The organism is Paraburkholderia phenazinium (assembly GCF_900100735.1).
GTDB lineage: Bacteria > Pseudomonadota > Gammaproteobacteria > Burkholderiales > Burkholderiaceae > Paraburkholderia > Paraburkholderia phenazinia.
This window is the reverse complement of the sequence record NZ_FNCJ01000003.1, coordinates 132,222-153,478: the sequence shown is the minus strand read 5'-3', so window position 1 is coordinate 153,478 and position 21,257 is coordinate 132,222. Positions and strand designations below refer to the sequence as shown.

Below are 21,257 nucleotides of genomic sequence, written 5' to 3'. Positions count from 1 at the left end.
ACAGCTGGGGTCAGAAGTCACTTAGGTAAGCAAACCATCTGCCCCTCAAGATACCTTACAAATAGAAAAATTTCGGCCTGTAAGCTAACTCATCCATATGGCAATCCGGTGACTATTTTTTGTTGAGCTTCGTTGCCACATAGAGGTGTCGAAAGATTTAACGATCCGCTAAAGTATCGGCCGAACAGGCCGTTTACCGTTTACGTGGGCAGGCTAGGTTCTGTTTGAAACTTCTTCGATTTCGCTCGACACGTGCACGATACCGGCGGCGCGGCGCTCACAGACCATCTGCAACAGTTGGCCAGCCGTATCGGTGTCCTATCAAAGGTAACTTATGAAAAGGGATGACGTCCTTGAGATCGCGAACCGTCTGAAGAATGAAGGTCGCGCCATCTCTCCTGTCACCGTTTGTCTGGAAGCATATGGCCAGTCATTGCCGGAAATCGCGGAAACGCTTCAGCAATGGCGCGATGAAAGAATGACTCCCGTCGATGCGGGACTCGCAACCTTGCCGACGCCCGACGATTTCGGCGATGTCATGCGCGACGCCATCGAGCGTTGCTGGGCCGTCGCTCAAAAAGGGGTGCGCGGCCAGGTCGATGCCGAAATGCGCGCGCTGAGAGAGCGCACCGAACAGGCCGAGCGCGAAACCGGCATGCTGTACATCGATTTGACGCGTACGCTTCATGAACTGGAAGCCTACAAGCGCAAACTGGCAGAGTTCCAGCACTCCCCGGCCGGTGCGACGCGCTTGATTTCCCCGGTTGAAGAGAACCCTGTTCCAGCTATTGCTCAGAGTTCGGCGGTCGCAGCGAGTGATCTGCCGGCTGAAACAGAAAGCCATCTGTCAGCATTCGAAGAATCGTCGCCGCTCGTCGAAGAGCACGCGCACGAGGCATCGCTCGAGAGTGAGGCAGTGAACGAGCAGGCGGTGTCTGAAGATGTGGTGGCAGAACATGCGGAAGCGGAATATCCGGCTCAAGAACACGTAGTGTCGGAGGATGGGGCTCAAGAGCATGCTGTGTTGGAACATGCGGTTGAAGAATACGCAATGTCCGAGCACGCGCCTCAAGAACATGCTGTGCTGGAAGATGCCGCTCAAGAACACGCCGTGTCGGAACATGCGGCGCAAGATTTCGCGCCTGACGCCGTCGCGTTCGGCGAGACCGAAGCCGTGCATCACGAAGCTGCGTTTGAGGAAGCTGCACAAGCGCCCGCATTCGAGTCGCATCTTCCCGTCGAGTCCACCGAAGGCTTCGCCGGTTTCGACCAGCAAGAACCGCTCGCCGCTGAGCCGGAGAACGCAAACATCCTGAGCGAGCAACTGGCTCTGGCCGAGGCGCGTGCTTGCGCCGCTGAAGCCCGCGTGCAGGAACTCGAAGCAGAGTTGGCCGTCGCCGCTCAAGCCGCCCACGTGCCGGCTGCCGATCCGAGCGCGGCACACGCTGCACAGGAAGAAGCGGCACAGCGTATCGCCGAGATCGAACAGGCATTCGCTCAGGAGCGCCAGGCGCTGCAGACAAAGCTCGACGAAGCGATCCTGCATTGCGCGCAATGGAAGCAGCGTGCCGAACAACTGCGTGCCGACTTTACGCCGCTCAAGGAACACGCCGCCTGGGTGAATGCCCAGTCGGTCGGCCGCAGCACGCTGTGCAGCAGACTGATTGTCGAGCTGGCTCGGGTCAGTCCGGGTAACCCGTTGCTGCGCAAAGAAGTCCAGCAGCAGATCGTCGATCAGGCCGCTCAAACCCACGCGGGCTAATTCCGGCTTTCCGGAGCACCGAGCAGGTCCAGGAGATGGGCGCCCACAAGCGGGCGCCCATTTTCGTTTGATGCGAGTTCATCCCGCTCTTGGCGCTCAGCTATCGAGGCGCAACACCATGTGTTCTTCATCGTAAAACCGGTCCGCGACGCGCACCGCACGACGCTCCAAACCATACGGCTCGAATCCGAGCGATCGATACAGTCGTTGCGCACGCGGATTCTCAGTGTGCACAGCCAGGTGGATTTGCAATACGGCGGTGGCCCGAGCGTGGGCAACAATCGATTCAAGTAGCATGCGGGCCACACCGCTTCCACGCCATTCCGGATCGACGAGTACTCCCCACAAAACCGCTTTATGGGCAACCTGCAAGAGCGGCTGCCGCCGCAAACCCGCGATGCCGATCAAGCGTGAACTGTCAAACGCACCGAATACGATCTGCGTGCCGGATTGTCGAATCCGCTCGCCGATCGCTTCCGGCGTGGTCCGGGCCTCTTCTTCGTAGGTCGGCCAAATGGCGGCCGGCGAATCTGAAATCGCCTTCAGGCGAAGTGCCTTGAATGCCTCCGCGTCTTGAATCGTCAATGGCTTGACCGTGACCTGATCCTTATTCACTGATGCTGTTCCTCTGCGAAGAAATGGTCGCCTATGATACTTTCATGCGCGAAATTCGGGGGCATTGGCGCAACGCCTCGCCGGCTTGCTCACTCCGCGCCTGTCATACCGAGAAACAAAGATTGACATCCGATAGATCAGTTCTCCGAACTACATCGCGACATCCCTCTCCCGTCGAGAAAAGCCTCGGGCCACAAGACCCGGAAAAGCGACTTTGCGATCGCCGACAGCACTTAATCGAAGGCCATTCGACAGCCTTGCCATTTCGCACCGTACAAGGATTCGACTTTTCGCTATTGACCATGTATAAGCTCCAACTAGCAGTACCTATACACGGACATAGCGGGAAGCCGGTGAAATTCCGGCGCGGTCGCGCCACTGTATCGGGAGGGTTGTAGTCTCGGCCTCACCCCGGAGTCAGACCTCGCGGTGTCCTCCTTTCCACCTGACACGGAACGCGTCATTTCCGGGAAATTCAATATGTACGATCGATTAATCGAGATTTTCAACGATTCGGATTCAAGAGTTCGCAGCAAACTATTTGGCATCTACGGCGTGCTGATCGCCATCAACGTCCTGGCCTGGGTATGGGCGCTCGTTGCTTTCCACGACTATCCCGTGCTGCTCGGCACGGCGATGCTCGCCTATAGCTTCGGTCTGCGGCACGCTGTCGATGCCGACCACATTGCCGCTATCGACAACGTCACACGCAAACTGATGCAGGAAAAGAAGCGCCCCGTCGCTGTGGGCTTCTTCTTCTCACTCGGCCACTCGACGGTGGTTGTGCTTGCATCGGTCGCCGTCGCGATCGCAACGAGCGCGATGAAGGGCCGCTTCGACAACTTTCAGGCGATCGGCGGGATTGTCAGCACGGTCATTTCGGCCCTCTTCCTGTTTGCGCTCGCGCTGATGAACTTCCTGATTCTGCGCGGCATTTTCCGTGCGTGGCGCCACGTACGCAGCGGGGGCGCGTATATCGACGATGATTTTGACATGCTGCTTGCCAACCGCGGCTTCGTTGCGCGGATCTTCCGTCCGCTCTTTCGCCTCGTGACACGTAGCTGGCAAATGTATCCGATCGGCTTCCTGTTCGGCCTCGGCTTCGATACCGCCACCGAAATCGGCCTGCTCGGCATCGCGGCCACCCAGGCGGCGAAAGGCCTTTCGCCATGGGCGATCATGGTCTTCCCGGTGCTCTTCAGCGCGGGCATGTCGCTCATCGACACTCTGGACGGCCACCTGATGCTGGGCGCCTATGGCTGGGCCTACCAGAAGCCGCTGCGCAAGATCTACTACAACATGACGATCACGCTCGTGTCGATCGTCGTCGCCGTCGTGATCGGCGGTATCGAGGCCCTTGGCCTGCTCGCCGACCAGTTGAAGCTGAAGGGACCCGTCTGGGATGCGATCGGCTCGCTAAACGATAACTTCGGCGTGCTGGGCTACATCATCATCGGCATCTTTGCCGTCAGCTGGATCGCCTCGCTGGTGATTTATCGGGTGAAGCGTTTCGACGAGGCGGAGCCAAGTCCGCAGATTTGAGCGTGCTGAGGCGGCGGGCAGACGAACCGTCGCTGCGGCCTTGGGCGGGGCTGATCATGGCCGCGAACGCCCAAGGTCGCGCCTACGATCCCGATGCAAAATACATAATTTGCTTGATTCCGATATGCGACAACGCGTCGCACAATTAGTCGTGTATCGCCGCGAACAAAATCGATAAAGTTTACGGTTATGAAAAAAACCGTAAGCGTTCGTCAAGGAATGGCCGCATGGCTCGCGATATTCGCGATGCTGTGTCAAGCGCTCATGCCGACGATCGCCCAGGCCAGTGCCAGTCACTCGCCGTCGGTGCTCGTGCTGCAGCTTTGCTCTGCGTCGGGCGCGCGGCACATCGTGATCGACGAGGGCACGTCGAAGCCGTCCCCGGTTAAATCCTTCCTGGCGGCGCATTGTCCGTACTGTGCGGGCACGCCGCATTTCGCGCTGCCACCTGTCGTATCGCAGCCGCCTCTAGCGGCGCGCTTCGTCAATCGCGTCTACACGCCGCTCGTCGCGGCGCCCAGTCTCAAGTCTCGCAAGCTGTCCACTGCCGCGCCTCGCGGCCCTCCCGTCCTCTCCTGATCTTTCGCGCGCTTCGTCAGCAGGTTTCGCCTCGCCCGAGGCGCGCTCGTGCTCGTCCTGATCGATAGCCGGCTTCCGCCGTACCTGCGGCGTCGCGCCCGTGCGCGCGACGCCGCGGCTATCGCATTGGGCGCGTGCGACCTGGGCACATTCATCGCGGCCGTATCGACTCAAAACCTACAAGAAGAATCACCATGACCAACATCGCTCCGATGGCCCGCGCACTATCCGGCGCGCTCGCGTTTCTCGCATGGCAAGCGCACGCGCAAACGCCACCGCAGCAGCGGCAGCAGCCCGAGGCGACGCTGCCGGCCGTCGTAGTCGAAGGCCACGCGAATCCGTCGCTGACCTCGAAAACGACGGCAGATCTAAAGCGCACACTCGAGCAGACGGTCGGCTCGGTCGGCTTCGTCGACAGCAGTTCTTATACGAACACCTACGCATTCACGTTGCGCGACGTGCTGCAGGACGTGCCGGGCGTGTTTGTGCAAAACCGCTACGGCCAGGAGCTGCGCGTGTCGATCCGCGGCTCGGGCATCGCGCGGTCGTATCACACGCGCGGCCTCGAAATCCTCCAGGACGGCATTCCGACCAACCTCGCGGACGGCAGCGGCGACTACTACCAGATCGATCCGCTCGCGCTGCAGGCGACCAGGCTCGCAATACGCGCACCGAGCGAATCGCGAACCGCACCACGATCCAGCTCGACTCCGGCGAACTGCGGTTCGACACCTGGGCGATCCACAAGAGCCTCGATCATCCGATCTTCCAGGTGCTCGAGCAGGACGGCTGGACCTACGGCTTCGCACCGCGCTACACAGGTCATTTCACGCTGAACGGGATACGCGACGACCTGATCGTCGGCGCGCGCGTCTTCGGCGGCCGTACCCAGGCAAACCAGTACGTGAACGTAAACGGCAACAGCGGCGCGCAGACCCTCGCTTCGACGCAACAGGCATTCAACTACGAGGCGTACATGGAGAACCGCTGGTTCTTCATGCCAACGCTCGCACTGATGACGGGCGTGAAAGCGCTACGCTCGGTGCGCGAATACATCGACTATGGTGGGCTGGCAAACGATCCGAACTACAAGTCGACCAGCAAAACGTATTCCGGCATCAATCCGAAGCTTGGATTGCTATGGCAGCCGGATCGCAATACGCAGGCGTATATCGACATCACGCGCAGCCAGGACGTGCCGGACTTCATCGATCTAACGCAGACCTTCAACGGCGTGACGGGTTTCACGCCGCTGCCGGCGCAGCATGCGTGGACGCTCGAGATCGGCACGCGCGGCACACGTGACCGGTTTAGCTGGGACCTGACCGCGTACCGTTCGCTCGTGCGCGATCAATTGATGGCGTACACAACCGATCCGAACGTGCCGGCGGCGACGTTCAACGCCAACAAGACGGTGCTGCAGGGGATCGAGGCCGCGGCATCGGTCGATCTGTTGCGCAATCTGTCGCGGCCGGGCGCCGGCGACCGGGTCACGCTGACGGGTGTATGGACGCTGAGCGACTTCCGCTTCAAGGACGATCCGCAATTCGGCTCGAACCGGATCGCCGGCGTGCCCGTCAATGTGCTGCGCGGCGTGCTCGGCTACACACGGCCGAACGGCTTCCACGTATCCGCGAGTGTTGACTGGGTGCCGGCGGGCGCCTGGGCGGACAATGCGAACACGCTTCGCGTGCCCGGCTACACGCTGTTAGGCCTGCAGGCAGGGATGGACTTCAAGACAGGGCTATCGATCTTCGTCGACGCGCGCAATCTGACCAACCAGCGCTACGTGACCGACATCAGCACGATCGCGGATGCGCGCACCGCGATGAGTACCGCGATCTTCTATCCGGGAGCGGGTCGAAGTGTGTTCGCGGGGATGCGCTACGCGTTCTAGCTTTACGTCTGGCGCTGAACCACCCGGCCATCGGCGAGATCGATCTGCTCGCCGACCTTGAGCGCCTGAATCTGTTGAATCTGTTGTGCCGAGAAGCGGTGCTCGGGATCGAGAAACACGTGGATCGGATACACGAAAGTACCCGGCTTCCAATAGCGATGGTCGAAGGTTACGGCAAATTTTTTCTCGACCTGCTTGACCGGGTCGAGTGAAGCCAGCCTGGCTCGAAATTTGACGACATCGCCACGCACCAGATCGCGTTGTGAAGTCACAAGCTCTAATATTTCGCCTGCCGCGCCGCTATCAGCCGTGAACCTTTCGGCGTTCGCGACCGCGGCCTCGCCCGCTTCGACCAGTTCCTTCAGCCAACGCTTCGTGTCGGACAGCCCGCTGTTTACCGTCGCATTTCCCATTTCCACCACCCGATCCAGGTTACCGCCAGTCATGCCTCTGATTGTCGATCATTGGCGGTTAGATGTCGAATCTGCACAAAGGGCACGATGAGACCGCTCACGCCTTCACACCTGATCGACGCGGTCCTGCGCGGTGTCGCGGTCCCTCGTCTGCCCCAGCGGCTCGCCGAACTGGAGCGCAGCAAGCTGCGCATAGAGCGGCGAGCTTTGCAGCAACTCAACGTGACGTCCCTGCGCGACGATGCGCCCCTGTTCCAGCACGACGATCCGGTCGGCCTGTTGTACGGTGGCAAGGCGGTGCGCGATGACCAGCGTGGTGCGGTTCTGCGCGGCGTTGTCGAGCGCCGTTTGCACGAGCCGCTCGCTCGCGGCATCGAGCGCGCTGGTGGCCTCGTCGAGCAGCAGGATGGGCGGATTCTTCAGGATCGCCCGGGCAATCGCAATGCGTTGACGTTGTCCACCGGAAAGCCGCACGCCCCGCTCGCCCAGGAACGTGTCGTAGCCTTGCGGCAGCGCCTCGATGAAGCCCGCCGCAGCCGCCATTTCAGCGGCTTGCTGGACCTGTGCGAGGGTGGCTTCCGGCGCGCCGTAGCGAATGTTGTCGAGCACGCTACCCGAAAAAATCACCGATTCCTGCAGCACCGCGCCAATTGCCCGCCGCAAATCGGCAAACGAAACCTGCCGCGTCGGCACGCTGTTGATCAGAATGCTGCCCGCCTGCGGGTCGTAAAAGCGCAGCAGCAGTTGAAACAAGGTGGTCTTGCCAGCGCCGGACGGTCCGACCAGCGCGACATGCTCCCCCGCGCGGACATGCAGTGACAGGCCCGAGAGCGCCGCGATACCCGGGCGGGAGGGATACGAGAAGCTCACGTCCTCGAAGCGGATCCCCTCTCCGCGCGCAGGCAGCGCGATAGTCGGTTCGGCCTGCACCACCGGCGAGCGCGCCGCCAGCAATTGCAGTAAACGCTCGGTCGCGCCCGCGGCCCGCTGCAATTCGCCCCACACCTCCGCAAGTGCGCCCACCGCGCCGGCGGTGAATACCGCGTAGAGAATGAACTGCGAGAGTTGACCCGCGGTCATGCGCCCGTCCATGACCTGCTGCGCGCCGAGCCAGAGAACGAACACAATCGCGGCGAACACCAGCACGATTACCACGGCGGTCAACCAGGCCCGCGCACGGATCCGCGTAAGCGCCGTGTCGAACGCCACCTCCACTACGCCGGCAAAGCGCCGCGCCTCGTAAGGCTCCTGGGTAAACGACTGCACTGTCGGCATGGCGTTGAGCACCTCGCCCGCCAGCGCGCTCGCGTTCGCCACCTTGTCCTGGCTGGCGCGCGAGAGCCGCCGCACCCGCCGTCCAAAGATAACGATAGGCGCCACCACCACGACTAGCGTCGCGATGATGTAGCCCGACAGCACCGGGCTCGTCACCGCCAGCATCGCCACTCCCCCCGTCAGCAGGAAGAAATTACGCAGGCCCATCGACAGGCTGGTCCCCACCACGGCCTGGATCAAAGTGGTGTCGGCCGTCAGCCGCGACAGCACCTCGCCGGTCTGGGTGGTCTCGAAGAACTGCGGACTCATGCCCAGCACGTGGTCGTAGACGGCACGCCGCAGGTCGGCGGTGACCCGCTCGCCGAGCCACGATACCAGGTAGAAACGCATCGCCGTGGCGCCCGCCAATAGCAGCGACACGACGAATAGCGCAAGGAAATAGCGGTCGATGTGCGCCCGGTCGCCGCTGGCAAAGCCACGGTCGATCAGGTATTTGAACGTTACCGGCAACGCCAGGGTCGCCCCAGCGGAGCTCACCAGCGCGAGGAACGCGAGCGCCCAGCGCCCGGCGTACGGTCGCAGGAAAGGAAACAGGGCAAACAGGGGACCGATACGCGACGAACGCGGGACGGCATCTGACATGGGGATTTCCTGGCGGCTAGAAGATCCTCCCGATTGTGCCAGTCCTGCGGATTCGACGGCGGAATACCGGCGAGACCGGCGCTTGCCGGCGGACGGCAGGGCTTCATGCCTGGCAGGCATGCCCGGTCACCGCCGCTCAGCGACGCATCAGATATTATCGATCACCACCGGCTCGATCTTGTCGGCGGGTTCGAAGCCGAACACCTTTCCGTAAAAATAGAGCTCGGATTCCAGCGAGTGCGTGATGTTCTCGGCGCGCTTGAAGCCATGCCCTTCACCCTCGTAGAGCACGTGAGCAACCGGCAAGCCCTTTGCGCGCACCACCTGATAGATCGATTCGGCCTGGTTCGGCGGCACAACCTTGTCTTCCGAGCCCTGGAACAGGATCATTGCGCTCGACATCTGCTCGACGAAATGGATGGGCGAACGGGCCTGGTAGAGAGCCTGCTCCTGCGGGTATTGGCCGACCAGCCTTAGCAAGTAGCGCGATTCGAATTTGTGCGTGTCCTTCATCAACGCCTCGAGGTCGCCCACCCCGTAGTAGCTGGCGCCCGCCTTGAAGAAATCGTGGAAGGCCAACGCGCACAGCACCAGATAGCCGCCCGCGCTGCCGCCACGCACTGCCAGTGCGTCGCCGTTCACGCGCCCCTGCTCGATCAGGTAGCGCGCGGCATTGATCGCGTCGTGGACGTCGGTGATGCCCCATTGCCCGTCAAGCCGCTGCCGATATGCCCGACCGTGACCGCTGCTGCCGCCGTAGTCGACATCGACGACGGCAAAGCCCCGACTGGTCCAGTACTGCACCGCCCATTTGAAACCGGAATGGGTCGCCGAAGTCGGACCGCCGTGGGCGATCACGATCAGCGGCGGCAAGGTGCCCTCCGGCCCTTCGAAGTCGGGGTTTGCCGGCCGATAGAAAAAGGCATGAGCGTGCAGACCGCCTTCGGTTGGGAAGCGGACCGGCTCGGCAACCGAGACATAGCGTGCATCCACCTCGGTGCTTTGCGAGCTGCGCAGGACGCGACAGGTACGCGTGGGCAGATCGAGTGCGATGACCGCTTCGCCCGCAGTCGGCGAACTGCCGATGAAGACCGCTTGTTCACCGTCCACCTGCAGGTCACGCATCGTGCTGTAGGGCGTCGGGATTTCGTCGAGCGCGCCGTTTGACGGATCGCACACCGCCAGATGCGTGGCGCCATCCTGCTCGTAAAGACAGACAATGCGGCCGTCTGCCGTGAAGCCGTAGGTTGTCATCCCGAAGATCCACTGCGGCTTGCCGAACTCGGCCTCCATCGGATGAACCGCTTCGAGCGTGTCATTGATCTGTGCGGTATCGGATGCGTCGCCGCGCAACCGATACAGATTCCACCAGCCGCTGCGATCCGATACCACGTACAGATCGCCGGCTGGCGACCATGCCGGCTGAAACAGCGACTCGGCCTTTCCGCCCGCAACCCGGCGCGGTGTCCCGAGCGCGCCGTTGTCCGCAATCTGCGCTACCCACAGTTCCGTGCCATCCCATGGCATGTTGGGGTGGTCCCATGTCAACCAGGCGAGCTGCGTGCCGTCAGGGCTGAGGCATGGCGAGGAAAAGAAATCGTGGCCGCCTGCGATCACCTCGGTCTCGCCAGTTGCCAGAGCGATGCTGACCAGCGTATTGACCGGTTCATGGCTACCTTCACGATGGTCTTCGCCAACACCGATCAGACGTCCGCGAGCCGGATCGGCAATCAGGTCGGCATAGCGCAGGCCGTCGGTATGGGTCACCGCCTTTGGCTGGCCGGAGGCATCCAACGTATAGACGTGCTGATCCTTGAAGTTGCTGAAAAACACGCCAGCCTTCGTCACCGCCAAGGCGCCGCCACCGTACTCATGTGCACGCGTTGCCGCGTCGAACGGCGCCGCTGTCAATTCGTCCACGGCGCCATCGGCACGAAGCCGGATGATCGCGTTTCTGCCCTTCTCCTGCGGACGGCCCTCGGTCCAGTAAATGCCGTCGGCCCCGCTACGAATCTGTCCAAGCCGGATCGTTGCGCCTACAACCACCTGAGCGGTAACCGGCGATTCCCAGCTGCCAAATGCCGCAGAGCGCGGCGATCCTGCTTGCGGGGATGAGGCTGAAGAATTGGAATTCATGGCTGAGCGAGAGGTTGGAGAAAGGGCGTGAAGGGCTGGCTGAGCGCTAGTTGCTGTGTTTCTCGCGATCCGCCGCCCATCGAATCAATCGCGCATGGCGATGACGAAACAGAAACGTCAATATACCCATCATCACGTGCCGCCACCCCGGAATCCATACTCCCGGCCGCCGCAGCTCGAAGCTCAGTCGATCATGCACCTCGCTACCCCCGCCTATGTCGCGGATCGTGCGCTCGTGCACCCAGCTACGGATTCCGAGCATGCGCGAGGTTTCCTTGAACCGGTAGTCCGGTCCGACCTCGGCCAGTGTTATGTCGTCAAAGTCCACCGGCAGTACGCCGAGTGCGAGGAACCAGCTTCGGCCAAGGTATTGGCCACAAGGCAACTGGTCGATGGCCTTGCCCCTCAATTTGGCTGGAATCGTCATCCGCAACCACGGGAATAGTTCGTCGTTGATGCCTTCCGGCGTCGTCACGTGGCGCCATACCTCGGCTGCGCTTAACGGCAGCGTGGACTTTTGTTCGAAGGTCGAGTTCATGCCGGCAAGATAAGGTGAAGTCTGAGCGGCAGATATTAGCCCATTCTAAACATCTGGATGCCCGCCAATTTTGGGTACCGAAGCGTTTTCGTCACCATCAAATCCGAAAGGTATTCGCGACGCGCTTCGAGCGGTGGAAATACGGAATCCAGATCGCGGCTACCGCCATGACGCAAATCATGTCAAAGAAATTGTCCGAGTCCATTAGAGCACCGGCGACGCCGCCCTCGAAAAGGAAATGGGACAGCAAGCTCTTACCCAGGATTGCGAGGACCGCCCCGATATAAAAAACGGTCATTATCCGAGGCACTGTCGGTGAACGGGCGAAGATGCCATAAAGGCAGAGCGCCGCGACAACGACTGCTGCAACGCTTAATGTGGCCGAGACAGTAAGCAGCAGACGCATGGCGTCCAGACCACTGTCGCCACCGGCAATGATGGCTTGCGTGTACTTCCATTCTCTGACGAGATCGCCGAAGTACCAAAGAATTCTCAGGATCGTTCCGCACAATTGGAGGATCGGCAGAATGAGCCAACCACCGATACCGACAGGTCCAGCTTGGGACTGGACTGAACTCAGATTTTGTCGCTCTAAGAAGGGACGTCGCATCAAGCAATCATGAAGATAAAGAGGCTGCGGTGACCCGGAATTCAGGCGATGCGAACGTCGTGCGGGCCGGGAACGGCAAATAGCCGCGCCCGGCCGCTCTCTCAAGCTGCTGCGATGACCTCGATGCGCAACGCCTCTCCACCCGCGGCGACCTCGAGCAGGCGGTCGACATTCGGATGTGCTCCCGGACGACTGCGCGCGTCCACCGTATGCTCGGCGAACACCGCGAGTCCATGCTCGGCGGCCTTCGCATCCAGCGTGCCGAAGGTCTGCTGCAGGTAGTGGTACACCGCCAGAGAGCCCTGCTTGCCCGGCTTATTCTCGATGCTCGCGACAACGGCGCCCTTGCCGTCGACCAGATCGATACGCTCAATGCCGTCGATGGCAGGCAACTGGGCGAGGTTATCCTTGAATACGTTGCTCGGCTGAATCACTGAAAACACTCCTTCTTTTCCAAAAAATTTTGTGGCGGCCCGTATCTTATCCGATAGGGTTCTGCGCATCTCACACCGCTCGCGCCGCGTGATCCAACGCCGGCCTTCGACGTGTAAGCAACATCAGCAAAACCAGCGCCGTTCCGGAACACAGAATGGCGACTTCCAGCAAGGCGTCGCTACCAAACCGGGTTAGCAAGGCGATAAAAAGCGGCGGCGAAGCTGCAGAGATCAGGTTCAGAGGCAGTGCGATGCGCGATGCCGCCGATGCATATTCGGCCTGGTCATAGAACACCAGCGGGATGGTTGCGCGCGCAACGGCAAGTGCGCCACTGCCCAATCCATAGAGAACGACGAAAACCGCAGCCGCCGAATGCGTACCGTGGCCCACTATAAGCAGCACCATCGCCACGGGAAGAGCAACGCCCGCAAAGATACCGGTTGAAATACCGTCCCACTTGCCGCCCCCGATGAAACCGACCGCGCGGGCGCCGACCTGAATCACGCCGAGCGCTGACCCAAAGGCGACCGCCTGTAACGCCGGCAACCCGACCGCTTTGAGCAGTTCAATAAAAATCGCGCTGAACCCAAACGTGACGAATGCGTTGAGTGTGATCGCCGCGGCAATCAGCCAGAAGCGTGCCGCCGATCATGATGCGCCGCGCACCAAATCGGGCAAATGCTCTGGCCAAAATGGGCGCCCACAGACCCATGACCACGTACAACACCGAGCCGCCGGCAAAGACGGACGAGATGTCCATCTTGAGGTCGGCGGCCATCTGCCTGCCGGCAATCGCGGGTAAGCCAACCGTGCCCCAGCCGATTATCTGCGTGACGGACAAGACGAAGAGCGGCAACGCGATCTTTCTGTCGAGCGAAGGTATGCGCATTGACTATCCGTCGGCAAAGGAGATTGGAATCTGAACTGGCTGGGCGGTCGTGACCGTGTTGCAACGCGCAGTCATCCCGCTGTAGCTAACTCCCGTCGACGACACTCTGCGCGTTCCAGTTCAAGCGCCATCAACTCGATTTGACCCAGACACCGCCGCTGCTCGGCGTGTTGCCCTGGGTCCACCACTGGGCGCAGTATTTCACATTAAAGTACATCACACAGGACCCTCCGGAATAGGACATCGTCGGGGACCATGTTGGAACAGGCCCCGACACGAGAACCCATACCGCCGACTGGCCGGGTATGTCACCCTGTGTCCACCATTGAGCCTTGTACGTAGCGCCCTGATACGTAACGGTCATGCCCGCCGTATAGATCTGAGCGGCCGACCACGGCGCACCCGCAGCCGGCGTGCCCCCCGAAGATCCGCCGCCATACGACGGGTCCTGCGTTACGCCCGATCCCCAATGGCCGTTGAGCTGCCCGAAGATCGCGGCAAACGCGTACGGCGTCTGCTGAATGCCCGAACAACTCGGCGACGCAGAACCCGTGCTGCTGGCACAGGCCTGATCGCGGCCCACCGACCAGTTGCTCAACATGCCGAAACCGTCGCTATTGGCGACGCTCAGCAGCGACTGCGCGTCAGCAAGCGTGAATGTCTCACCCTGCACGTCGTTCACCCCGATCATAGGCGTCACACCGACCATCTGCCAAAGCTGCGCATCGGTCTTCGTCTGCCCCACCGCTTTGTATGCGGTATCGAGTTGCGAGTACAGCGACGATGCGGCCTGTATCGCCGCCTGCCCCATCTCGATCGAGGCACCGCCGTAGTCCATCGCCATCACATTGACGGCGTCGAATACGACGTTATTGGCGATAGCGGCGTTGAGAATGTTTAGGCCATCCTGAGTGAGACCAGTCGGCATGACCGGCAGCGTAAGCGTGACGTGCAACGGTGTGCCCTTTGCGGCCATGGCCGACTGGAGCGCTTGAACCGCCTGAAAATTACGCGTGACTGACGCGGTATCTTCCTGCGACACACCTTCGATATCGAAGTCGATGTGCGTTACCGCATAGCTGTCGATCACCGTCTGGTATGCGCTCTGCAATGTCGAGGCACTGGTGCAGGCCTGCATCAGCGGCAAGCCGTTGGCGCCACCAAAGGATATGGAGATTTCACCGCCCTTGGCCCGATAGTTTGAGACCGAGGTGGAAATAGAGGTGAGCAGATCGGACGTGTTGCCAGGCCCGATATTCTGCACACCGCCCCATGATGGGACACACTGGTTATTGCCGGACACGACAAAAGCCATGGTGAACTGCTGGATACCCTGCTGGACGCCGATCACGTCGATCAATGGCGTCGGCCATGCCGTCATGTCCACATAGGGTACGTAGACGCCGGAAGCGAAAGCACTGCTCATGGCGCCCACAAAAATGGCCGAAGCGGCCATGATCCTCGATGACATCCGTCTCATTTCTTCTCCATTTTTAAAGGGGACGCCGAGTGTTTGCAATGACCCATACGGGCGACGGCCCCGGGTTGATAGCAAGAACATTATTGGCAGACGGTTGCCCGTTTGAAAGGAGATTTCACGATATGCAAAAACGAAATATGCTAAGTACAACGATTTGTATGAGATGCCACTCAAAGCATGCGCAATGCGTGCTCGCCATAACGTCTAAAGCGGCTCGATGAGGTGTTCAGAGAATTTTCGACCCTTCGCGCTGAGGTCCTTGCGGTCCAATTAGCCGCTGATTGTAGTGAGTTCGCTGCGCGTCGGCCTATACAGTCCCGCTTGAAATAACCTGGCAAGGATCCGCGCATCGGCGCGAATGACCGCGACGTAAGGCCAAGGGCGCGAAAAGGAAAGTTCGCTCTGGGAGGATTTGGCCACACGCCCGATGACAAGTGAAGCTTGTCAGTTGACTCAATTAAATCCACGGGTTATTGTTCGGCCATGTCAACGCAGCCTTAACCCTTTGCGGCCCAGTCGGTCGAGACAATCCGCTGACCGACAGGTAACACCCAGTCCGATTGACAAGAAAACATTGCACCCCTCCATACAATTAGGATGACGAATTTGTATGGCGAGGGTTATACAAGAGTTGCGACGCCTCCCAACGTTAGAGGAATTTCATGAAGTTTCTGACAGCTCCACGTGATGCCCTCATTCACCCTCTACAAATCGTTTGCGGCATCGTGGAACGGCGTAGCACCGTCCCCGTTCTTTCCAGCGTGCTAGTTGCGACAGAAGGAAAACAACTGCAGTTCCAAAGCACCGACCTGGAGTTGGAGCTAAGCGCGACGGAGACTATCGACTCCAGTGAGTCCAATACGGCCTTAACCGTCAACGCACGCAAGCTTCTGGATGTCGTGCGTGCCATGCCCGACGCGCAACTTAGCCTCTCCCTGTCCGGAAGCCGCCTCATCATCCAGGGGCCGGGCAGCCGGATCTCTCTCCACGCGGGGCGTTCTGAAGATTTTCCGCAACTCAAGCGTAGCGCGAAGCCTGAGCTATCGTTTTCCGTCGAAGCAGGAAAGCTGAAACGCCTCTTGCATATGGTGCACTTTGCCATGGCGGACAACGATATTCGCTACTACCTGAACGGCACCCTGTTGATTGGCGGTCCCGAACTCACCGCAGTGGCGACCGACGGGCACCGGCTCGCCACCGCCCACATCCCTTCACAAACCAGCCACGATGCGCAGGAAATGATCATCCCCAGGAAGGCGATCATCGAACTGATTCGCCTGCTGCCGGAGGACGACTCGACGGTGCTGATTACCGCCGCGTCGGGGTACGCGAGTTTCGCGTTTGGGAAAGTCTTCTTCACATGCAAGCTCATCTCGGGCCGATATCCCGACTTCAAGCGAGTGATCCCATCCGGGTTCGAGGCGGAGTTCACGCTTGAACGACAAGCGTTTCATGCCTGCTTGCAGCGCGCCGCCGTGCTCACCACCGAAAAATTCAGGAGCATTCAATGCTCCGCAGGCCACGGCCGATTGCAGATCAGCCTCAACAACCCTGACGATGAAGAATCGTTTGAAGAGCTTGACATTGCCTACGACGGCGCACCGGTTGAACTTAGCTTCAACATCCGCTACTTGCTCGATGCGATGGCAACACTTCGAACCGAGACGCTTAACTTTCGTTTGAGTGCCAGCAAACTAAGCGCATTGTTCGTCGCACCGGGTGATGAAGCGTTCAGATACGTGGTGATGGCATTGCGGAAGTGATGAACCCGTCCGCTTCCAGCGCCTGCTGAACGGCCGGTCGGCTCCATACACGCTCATACCAGGACTGCAAGTGGCGGTGCGCACTGAGGTCGATATTCACGTTGTATACCGACTGCATCCAGCTTGCCTTACCCCACCTGGTTAGCGCAAACAAATAAGCATCAGCAATCGTAAAACGCTCGCCCATCAGAAATGATTTATCTGCTAGCTGTCGGTCGATCCACTGATACCGGCTCTCGAGTTTTGGCCTCGCCGTGTCGACGTACTTACCCGCTGCGACAGCATAGAGCAGCGGGATAAAACCTTTATGAATCTCCGAAGTCAGGAAGTTAAGCCATTCGAGAAGCCGGTAGCGATCCATGGTGCCATGCGCCGGTGTCAGTTCCGTCTCAGGGCGCTGGTCGGCGAGGTACTGTGCAATGACCGGTCCCTCACGTAGAAACGTGCCATCGTCGAGTTGCAAAAGCGGCACATAGCCCAGAGGGGCGACATCCAGGTAGCTCGTTCCATCCTCGACCAGGTGCTTGCGCGCATCGACTTTAATCGTTTGCGTATGCAAGCCGGTTTCGTGCAGTACGATGCAAATCGAATGAGAACAACTGCCGGGTGCGTGATAGAGCTTCATACCTTCCCTTCTCCTGTGCGGTGTGTGTCCAATAAGTAACCGGTACCATACGTTTTCATGGCAACGCGGCTAATATCACGCACTTGGGATCAAAAGAGAAGAAGGCAGATTTTTGTGGTGAAGTTAAAAAAAGTATACCTGGCAAAGGCTAAACGATGAAAAAAAGCGCAACTGGGTGCTCCGTGGAGGAAGCGATGCGCCTGCTCGGCGGTCGCTGGCGATTGTTGCTGGTCTCATACCTGCTCGATGGTCCAAAACGTTTCAACGATCTGCGCAGGGACGCGCCAGGTATCTCACAGCGTATGCTTACGCTTGATCTTCGAGCGCTCGAAGAGGCTGGCTTGATAGATCGCACGGTTTTCCCGGAAGTGCCGGTCAAGGTGGAGTATCGGCTGACTGAGGACGGCGAGCGTCTGCGACCTGTCGTGGAAGTCATGCGGGACTTCGGTCTATGGCTTAAGGGCCGTGCCGAGGAAGAGATTGAAGTGCAGTCAGCGGCATCGTAACGAACACTCAGCATCCGCGCCCGCCCTCTCAAGGCTCAGGCAGCAAATTCCCGCTGCGGCGACCGCGCTAGCGCGCTTTCCCCCGAGTTCCCTTCTTTACGTTCCCCGTACGAGGCGCATCTTTACCCGTCGGCACGTCGCCGCTATTCATCTGCTCCATCCAGGACAAGGCGTCGACGTAGGAAAGGAACTGCTGCAGATACCCCGGCGACAATTCGCGCATCAACGAGAGCGACCGGTGGACGAGGCTGCTCGAATTGAGCGGACCGGCATTCCCCGGCACCTGCTCAAGAGACTGCTGCAACTGCCGGCCGGTGCGGAACCTGGACCAAACTTCTCTGAAGTACTCAAGCGCTTCGAGTTCCGGGTAGGAATGTGGCCGCGGCAAAGCGTGACCTGCAGTGCGACCCTCACCAACCATAGAAGCAGAGGCTCGCGCACGGTGGTTGGCAATGTAGTCATTCAGCCCAGCAAGCGACTCACGAGCCGGTTCTGGTGTCGCATCGGTGTTATCGGATTCGCCAACGCCCAACGCTGCACGCCCCAGATCGTCGGCATATACCGCAAGCAGTTCGGACAGCCTGCCGTCAAGAAGACGCCGCACCTCGCCGCTGTGCCCAGCTGCGCGCCGATCCAGCGCCTCGATAAAACGAAAGCGGACAGGATCGAGGCGATCGGCGCCGCGCTCGCGCCATGCGTCGAGTTGCGCTCGCACTCCGCTCGTCATGTCGCGACCACCGTCATTCACGGGGCTTCACCATCGCGTTAGACGGCCTGGGGACAGGCGCAATTTCCACGCGCCGGTTCCGTGCGCGTCCGGCGTCGTCGGCATTTGAGCTCACGGGTTGCTGCGAGCCGAACGCCGCCGCAAATACTGAGGAAGACGGCACACCTTCATCGATCAACGTGCGCGTCACGGTCAACGCGCGCTGAGCCGACAGCTCCCAGTTATCGGCAAAACGCCGGTTGGCTTCCCGCACTTGCCGGTCATCGGTAAAGCCACTCACCATCAGGATCTGATCATTGGCGCGCAGGTAAGCGGATAGCGGCCCTGCCAGGCTTTTCAATACGTCGCGGCCTTCCGGTTGCAACTGATCGGAGTTCAGCGCAAACAACACGCTGCCATTGATCCCAATGCGCCCGTTGACCAGCGTCACCCGCCCCGCTGCCAGCGGCCCGGCCAGTGCCTCCTCCAGGGTCTTGCGGCGCTGCGTTTCCATTTGCCGCTGCTTGACCTCCTGCTCGAGCCTCGTCGAGAGTTCGAGCTGCAGCCCGATCACGCAGACCAGGATCAATACGAAAGCGCCCAGCAACGCCGACATCAGGTCGGCGAAGACCGGCCAGATCGGAGCCGTGGCTTCCGCGCCGCCGTCGATTTCCTCGTTCATGCTGCTTCAACTCCGGGGGACGCCCGCTCGCCCGCGAGCTGCTGAAGCTCTTCGACGATCTGCTTCTGCGACATCATGCTCAGGTCGATGGCTTCCCGCGCCTGCGCCACGTAGTAGGCAAGCTGCTCGTCACTGCGTGCGAGCGACTTGTCGAGCGCGGCTTCGATACGCTGCAAGTGAGCCACCAGCTTCTCGTTCGACTCGCCGAACGCCTGCACGGACGCGCCGAATGCATCACCCAGGCTCGCCACCTCGACGGCGCTGCCGGTCACCTGCGCGGCAACCGCGCCGAGCTTCCCGGTCTCCTGCTCGACCTTGTCGGCGAACTGCGTGCCGACGCGCTCCAACAGGTCTGCCGAGGTGGCGACCAGCGCATCGACGGCCACACGCTGCTCGGTGGAGGCGTGGTTGACGGCATCGAGGAGGGTTTCCAGCGTCGCCAGCAAGCGGCTGCGCTCTTCCAGCATCGCGGTATCGCGAACCATGCTGTCGGAGAGCTTCTGGCGCAGTTCGGCAACGACTTCTGCCGCCGCCTTCGGGGCTTCCGAAGCGGCTTGCACAAGCCCGGAGATTTCGGCGATCGTGTTGCTGGCATGCGCTTGCGTCTGTGCCGAGATGTCGCGCGCGGTCTGCGCCAGCGTTTCGCAGATCTCCTGATGACGGCTCGCGGTGCGCGTGCCGGTCTGCTCCCATTCCTTGCTCAAGGTCGCGGCGATCGAACCGAGGGCCTCGGTCCACGCCACCAGCCGTTGCTCGTCACGCGAGACCCATTCCGCTTGCAAGCCCACCTGCGACTCGCCGAGCGTGCGTACCAGCGCCGCCGAGTGCTGCTCGAAGGTCGCAGCAGCTGCGGCGAGCGCCTGCTCGTTGTGAGCGGCCAGCTTCTCGCCGACGCTTTCCTGGCGCGCGAGCGCTTCGGTCCACGCCCGCGACACACTGCCCGCCGTAGCGTACAGCCGCGCAGACACGCCGTCCAGCAGGCCGGCCGAACGTTGTTCGAAGGTCTCGGTGAAGCGGTCCAGTGAACTGCGCAGGTGCTCGGCAAGGGCCTCGCTGGAGCGCTGGTGCCCCGCCAGGGCTTTGTTCCAGATATCCGCCACAGTCGTGGTAGAAGCCGCGAAGCCAGTCGACAGGCCGTCCAGTTGCCGTTGCACGGCGTCGCGAACCGTGTCCAGTTGACGTTGCGCAGCCTCGCTGACAGCGTCCAGCTGCCGTTGCGTGGCCTCACTGACCGTGCCCTGCAACGCCGCCGACTCGCGCGCGAGTCCGGCCAGCGTGGCCTCCATCACCGGCTGCAACGCTGCGCCGGCGGTGCGGGCGCTTTCAGCAACGCTCGCCTTCAACGATTGCTCCAAGGAAGCAGCAAGGCGCATATAGGCAGCCTCTGTCTTGCCATGGAAGGCGTCCTGGCTGGCAATCTGCCGCTCGCTCAAGGCGTGGCTCTGTTGCTCGATGGTGGCCATCATCGACTGCAGGCGATCGACCAGAGTGGGCATCACCTCGGCTTGCCGCTGCAGGAGCTTGAAGGTTTCGTCGCGCTGATGAGCTTGCGAGTAGATCCGCAAGGCGGTGGCGATCTTGACGTCGAGCAGTTGCGCGGCCTGGATCCGCTCGCGGCGGCACAACGCGGAGAGCAGCCCGAGCATGGCGGAGGTGGCCACGCCCGCAATCGAGGTGCCGAACGCGAATCCCAGCCCTTTGACCGGTGCCGCCAGCGAGGCGCGGATCGCGTCCAGGTCGGTCGCGCTTTCCAGGGCGAGGCCCGTGCCACGCAAGGTCGCCACCATGCCCAGCAGCGTGCCCAGCATGCCCAGCAGCACGAGCAAACCGACCAGGTACGGCGTCAGCGCCGGTCCCGGCAAAGCCACGCGCGCCCCTTCGACGCGCAGGCGCACCGGATTGCGCAGGGTCGGATGCAGCGCATCAAGCCACGTACCCAGGCTCGCCGGCGGCCCGGACAGGCCTGCGACGGCGCGTCCCAGCGTGGCAGTCGCCTCGCTATAGCGGCGCAGTTCGAACGCGCCCGCCACGTAGCAGGCGCCAATCAGCAGGGTAACGGCCAGCGCCAATGGGTTCGAGCCGAGGTAGCCCACACCGATCCAGCACACAGCGGCGAGACCCGCCAGGAAAACCACAAAATTGATCAGATACTTGGACATAGC

General features: G+C 60.9%; 19 protein-coding genes and 1 pseudogene. 6 read left to right on the top strand and 14 right to left on the bottom strand.

Features of this window, described 5'->3' with window-relative positions:
* Window positions 1-334 precede the first annotated feature (334 nt).
* Window positions 335-1,762: a DNA-binding protein gene (locus tag BLQ92_RS07965; protein WP_090683237.1), complete on the top strand. Its 1,428-nt coding sequence runs from the start codon at window positions 335-337 to the stop codon at window positions 1,760-1,762.
* Window positions 1,763-1,858: 96 nt separating this feature from the next.
* Here BLQ92_RS07965 and BLQ92_RS07960 read toward each other — a convergent pair whose 3' ends face one another.
* Window positions 1,859-2,377 carry a GNAT family N-acetyltransferase gene (locus BLQ92_RS07960; protein ID WP_090683235.1) on the bottom strand — a complete coding sequence of 173 codons (519 nt, stop codon included), beginning with the start codon at window positions 2,375-2,377 and terminating at the stop codon, window positions 1,859-1,861.
* Between the two features lie 480 nt (window positions 2,378-2,857).
* On the opposite strand from BLQ92_RS07960, the gene BLQ92_RS07955 reads away from it, so the two are divergent.
* From BLQ92_RS07955 to BLQ92_RS07945, 3 genes and pseudogenes are all read left to right on the top strand, one after another.
* Window positions 2,858-3,919, top strand: coding sequence for a HoxN/HupN/NixA family nickel/cobalt transporter (locus BLQ92_RS07955; protein ID WP_090683234.1), 1,062 nt, complete (start codon window positions 2,858-2,860; stop codon window positions 3,917-3,919).
* Between the two features lie 189 nt (window positions 3,920-4,108).
* Window positions 4,109-4,498, top strand: coding sequence for a DUF2946 domain-containing protein (locus BLQ92_RS07950; RefSeq protein WP_279607938.1), 390 nt, complete (start codon window positions 4,109-4,111; stop codon window positions 4,496-4,498).
* A gap of 194 nt (window positions 4,499-4,692) precedes the next feature.
* Window positions 4,693-6,395: pseudogene (locus BLQ92_RS07945) on the top strand (TonB-dependent receptor family protein).
* Between the two features lie 2 nt (window positions 6,396-6,397).
* Here BLQ92_RS07945 and BLQ92_RS07940 read toward each other — a convergent pair.
* The 9 genes from BLQ92_RS07940 to BLQ92_RS07905 form a co-directional block, all read right to left on the bottom strand.
* Window positions 6,398-6,841, bottom strand: a complete 444-nt coding sequence (locus tag BLQ92_RS07940) for a hypothetical protein (protein WP_090683231.1) — start codon at window positions 6,839-6,841, stop codon at window positions 6,398-6,400.
* Between the two features lie 72 nt (window positions 6,842-6,913).
* A complete protein-coding gene (locus BLQ92_RS07935; RefSeq protein ID WP_090683229.1) occupies window positions 6,914-8,725 on the bottom strand; it encodes an ABC transporter transmembrane domain-containing protein in 1,812 nt (603 codons plus the stop codon).
* Between the two features lie 147 nt (window positions 8,726-8,872).
* Window positions 8,873-10,861, bottom strand: a complete 1,989-nt coding sequence (locus tag BLQ92_RS07930) for a S9 family peptidase (protein ID WP_090683227.1) — start codon at window positions 10,859-10,861, stop codon at window positions 8,873-8,875.
* Window positions 10,862-10,907: 46 nt separating this feature from the next.
* The gene (locus BLQ92_RS07925) at window positions 10,908-11,399 is read right to left on the bottom strand and encodes an SRPBCC family protein (RefSeq protein WP_090683225.1); all 492 of its coding nucleotides are present in this window, start codon (window positions 11,397-11,399) and stop codon (window positions 10,908-10,910) included.
* Window positions 11,400-11,496: 97 nt separating this feature from the next.
* Window positions 11,497-12,009 carry a DUF2569 family protein gene (locus tag BLQ92_RS07920; RefSeq protein WP_090683223.1) on the bottom strand — a complete coding sequence of 171 codons (513 nt, stop codon included), beginning with the start codon at window positions 12,007-12,009 and terminating at the stop codon, window positions 11,497-11,499.
* A 101-nt stretch (window positions 12,010-12,110) separates the two neighbouring features.
* Window positions 12,111-12,443, bottom strand: coding sequence for a DUF2322 family protein (locus BLQ92_RS07915; RefSeq protein ID WP_090683220.1), 333 nt, complete (start codon window positions 12,441-12,443; stop codon window positions 12,111-12,113).
* 70 nt (window positions 12,444-12,513) lie between these two features.
* Window positions 12,514-12,948 carry a hypothetical protein gene (locus BLQ92_RS40410; protein WP_208449380.1) on the bottom strand — a complete coding sequence of 145 codons (435 nt, stop codon included), beginning with the start codon at window positions 12,946-12,948 and terminating at the stop codon, window positions 12,514-12,516.
* 61 nt (window positions 12,949-13,009) lie between these two features.
* Window positions 13,010-13,333, bottom strand: coding sequence for a hypothetical protein (locus BLQ92_RS40405; protein WP_208449379.1), 324 nt, complete (start codon window positions 13,331-13,333; stop codon window positions 13,010-13,012).
* A gap of 130 nt (window positions 13,334-13,463) precedes the next feature.
* On the bottom strand, window positions 13,464-14,789 hold the full coding sequence (locus BLQ92_RS07905; RefSeq protein WP_280517437.1) for a chitinase: 1,326 nt from the start codon (window positions 14,787-14,789) through the stop codon (window positions 13,464-13,466).
* A gap of 686 nt (window positions 14,790-15,475) precedes the next feature.
* Between BLQ92_RS07905 and dnaN the strand changes: the two genes are divergently transcribed.
* Window positions 15,476-16,576, top strand: a complete 1,101-nt coding sequence (gene dnaN, locus BLQ92_RS07900) for a DNA polymerase III subunit beta (protein ID WP_090683216.1) — start codon at window positions 15,476-15,478, stop codon at window positions 16,574-16,576.
* Here the strand turns inward: dnaN and gstA are convergent.
* Window positions 16,545-17,201 (bottom strand): glutathione transferase GstA, encoded by a 657-nt coding sequence (gene gstA, locus BLQ92_RS07895; protein WP_090683214.1) that lies wholly within the window; start codon window positions 17,199-17,201, stop codon window positions 16,545-16,547. The two genes, dnaN and gstA, sit on opposite strands and share 32 nt — an antisense overlap.
* 155 nt (window positions 17,202-17,356) lie before the next feature.
* Between gstA and BLQ92_RS07890 the strand changes: the two genes are divergently transcribed.
* Complete coding sequence (locus BLQ92_RS07890; RefSeq protein WP_090683212.1) at window positions 17,357-17,707, top strand: winged helix-turn-helix transcriptional regulator; 351 nt, start codon at window positions 17,357-17,359, stop codon at window positions 17,705-17,707.
* 67 nt (window positions 17,708-17,774) lie between these two features.
* On the opposite strand, the gene BLQ92_RS07885 is transcribed toward BLQ92_RS07890, so the two are convergent.
* The 3 genes from BLQ92_RS07885 to BLQ92_RS07875 are packed head-to-tail and all read right to left on the bottom strand — an operon-like array spanning window position 17,775 to window position 21,254.
* Window positions 17,775-18,434: a DUF2894 domain-containing protein gene (locus BLQ92_RS07885; RefSeq protein ID WP_090683210.1), complete on the bottom strand. Its 660-nt coding sequence runs from the start codon at window positions 18,432-18,434 to the stop codon at window positions 17,775-17,777.
* Between the two features lie 13 nt (window positions 18,435-18,447).
* Window positions 18,448-19,095 (bottom strand): OmpA family protein, encoded by a 648-nt coding sequence (locus tag BLQ92_RS07880; RefSeq protein WP_090683208.1) that lies wholly within the window; start codon window positions 19,093-19,095, stop codon window positions 18,448-18,450.
* Entirely contained in the window at window positions 19,092-21,254 is a 2,163-nt protein-coding gene (locus tag BLQ92_RS07875) for a DUF802 domain-containing protein (RefSeq protein WP_090683206.1), read from the bottom strand. The genes BLQ92_RS07880 and BLQ92_RS07875 overlap by 4 nt, the downstream gene beginning before the upstream one ends.
* Between the last annotated feature and the right edge of the window lie 3 nt (window positions 21,255-21,257).

Excerpts from the sequence above, each read along its gene's own strand:
- BLQ92_RS07885 (WP_090683210.1), bottom strand. The coding sequence starts at position 18,434 with ATGACGAGCGGAGTGCGAGCGCAACTCGACGCATGGCGCGAGCGCGGC.
- BLQ92_RS07875 (WP_090683206.1), bottom strand. The coding sequence starts at position 21,254 with ATGTCCAAGTATCTGATCAATTTTGTGGTTTTCCTGGCGGGTCTCGCC.
- BLQ92_RS07920 (WP_090683223.1), bottom strand. The coding sequence starts at position 12,009 with ATGCGACGTCCCTTCTTAGAGCGACAAAATCTGAGTTCAGTCCAGTCC.
- BLQ92_RS07925 (WP_090683225.1), bottom strand. The coding sequence starts at position 11,399 with ATGAACTCGACCTTCGAACAAAAGTCCACGCTGCCGTTAAGCGCAGCC.
- BLQ92_RS07950 (WP_279607938.1), top strand. The coding sequence starts at position 4,109 with ATGAAAAAAACCGTAAGCGTTCGTCAAGGAATGGCCGCATGGCTCGCG.
- BLQ92_RS07890 (WP_090683212.1), top strand. The coding sequence starts at position 17,357 with ATGAAAAAAAGCGCAACTGGGTGCTCCGTGGAGGAAGCGATGCGCCTG.
- BLQ92_RS07965 (WP_090683237.1), top strand. The coding sequence starts at position 335 with ATGAAAAGGGATGACGTCCTTGAGATCGCGAACCGTCTGAAGAATGAA.
- BLQ92_RS07880 (WP_090683208.1), bottom strand. The coding sequence starts at position 19,095 with ATGAACGAGGAAATCGACGGCGGCGCGGAAGCCACGGCTCCGATCTGG.
- gstA (WP_090683214.1), bottom strand. The coding sequence starts at position 17,201 with ATGAAGCTCTATCACGCACCCGGCAGTTGTTCTCATTCGATTTGCATC.
- BLQ92_RS07940 (WP_090683231.1), bottom strand. The coding sequence starts at position 6,841 with ATGACTGGCGGTAACCTGGATCGGGTGGTGGAAATGGGAAATGCGACG.
- BLQ92_RS07955 (WP_090683234.1), top strand. The coding sequence starts at position 2,858 with ATGTACGATCGATTAATCGAGATTTTCAACGATTCGGATTCAAGAGTT.
- BLQ92_RS07905 (WP_280517437.1), bottom strand. The coding sequence starts at position 14,789 with ATGGCCGCTTCGGCCATTTTTGTGGGCGCCATGAGCAGTGCTTTCGCT.
- BLQ92_RS07930 (WP_090683227.1), bottom strand. The coding sequence starts at position 10,861 with ATGAATTCCAATTCTTCAGCCTCATCCCCGCAAGCAGGATCGCCGCGC.
- BLQ92_RS40405 (WP_208449379.1), bottom strand. The coding sequence starts at position 13,333 with ATGCGCATACCTTCGCTCGACAGAAAGATCGCGTTGCCGCTCTTCGTC.
- dnaN (WP_090683216.1), top strand. The coding sequence starts at position 15,476 with ATGAAGTTTCTGACAGCTCCACGTGATGCCCTCATTCACCCTCTACAA.
- BLQ92_RS07935 (WP_090683229.1), bottom strand. The coding sequence starts at position 8,725 with ATGTCAGATGCCGTCCCGCGTTCGTCGCGTATCGGTCCCCTGTTTGCC.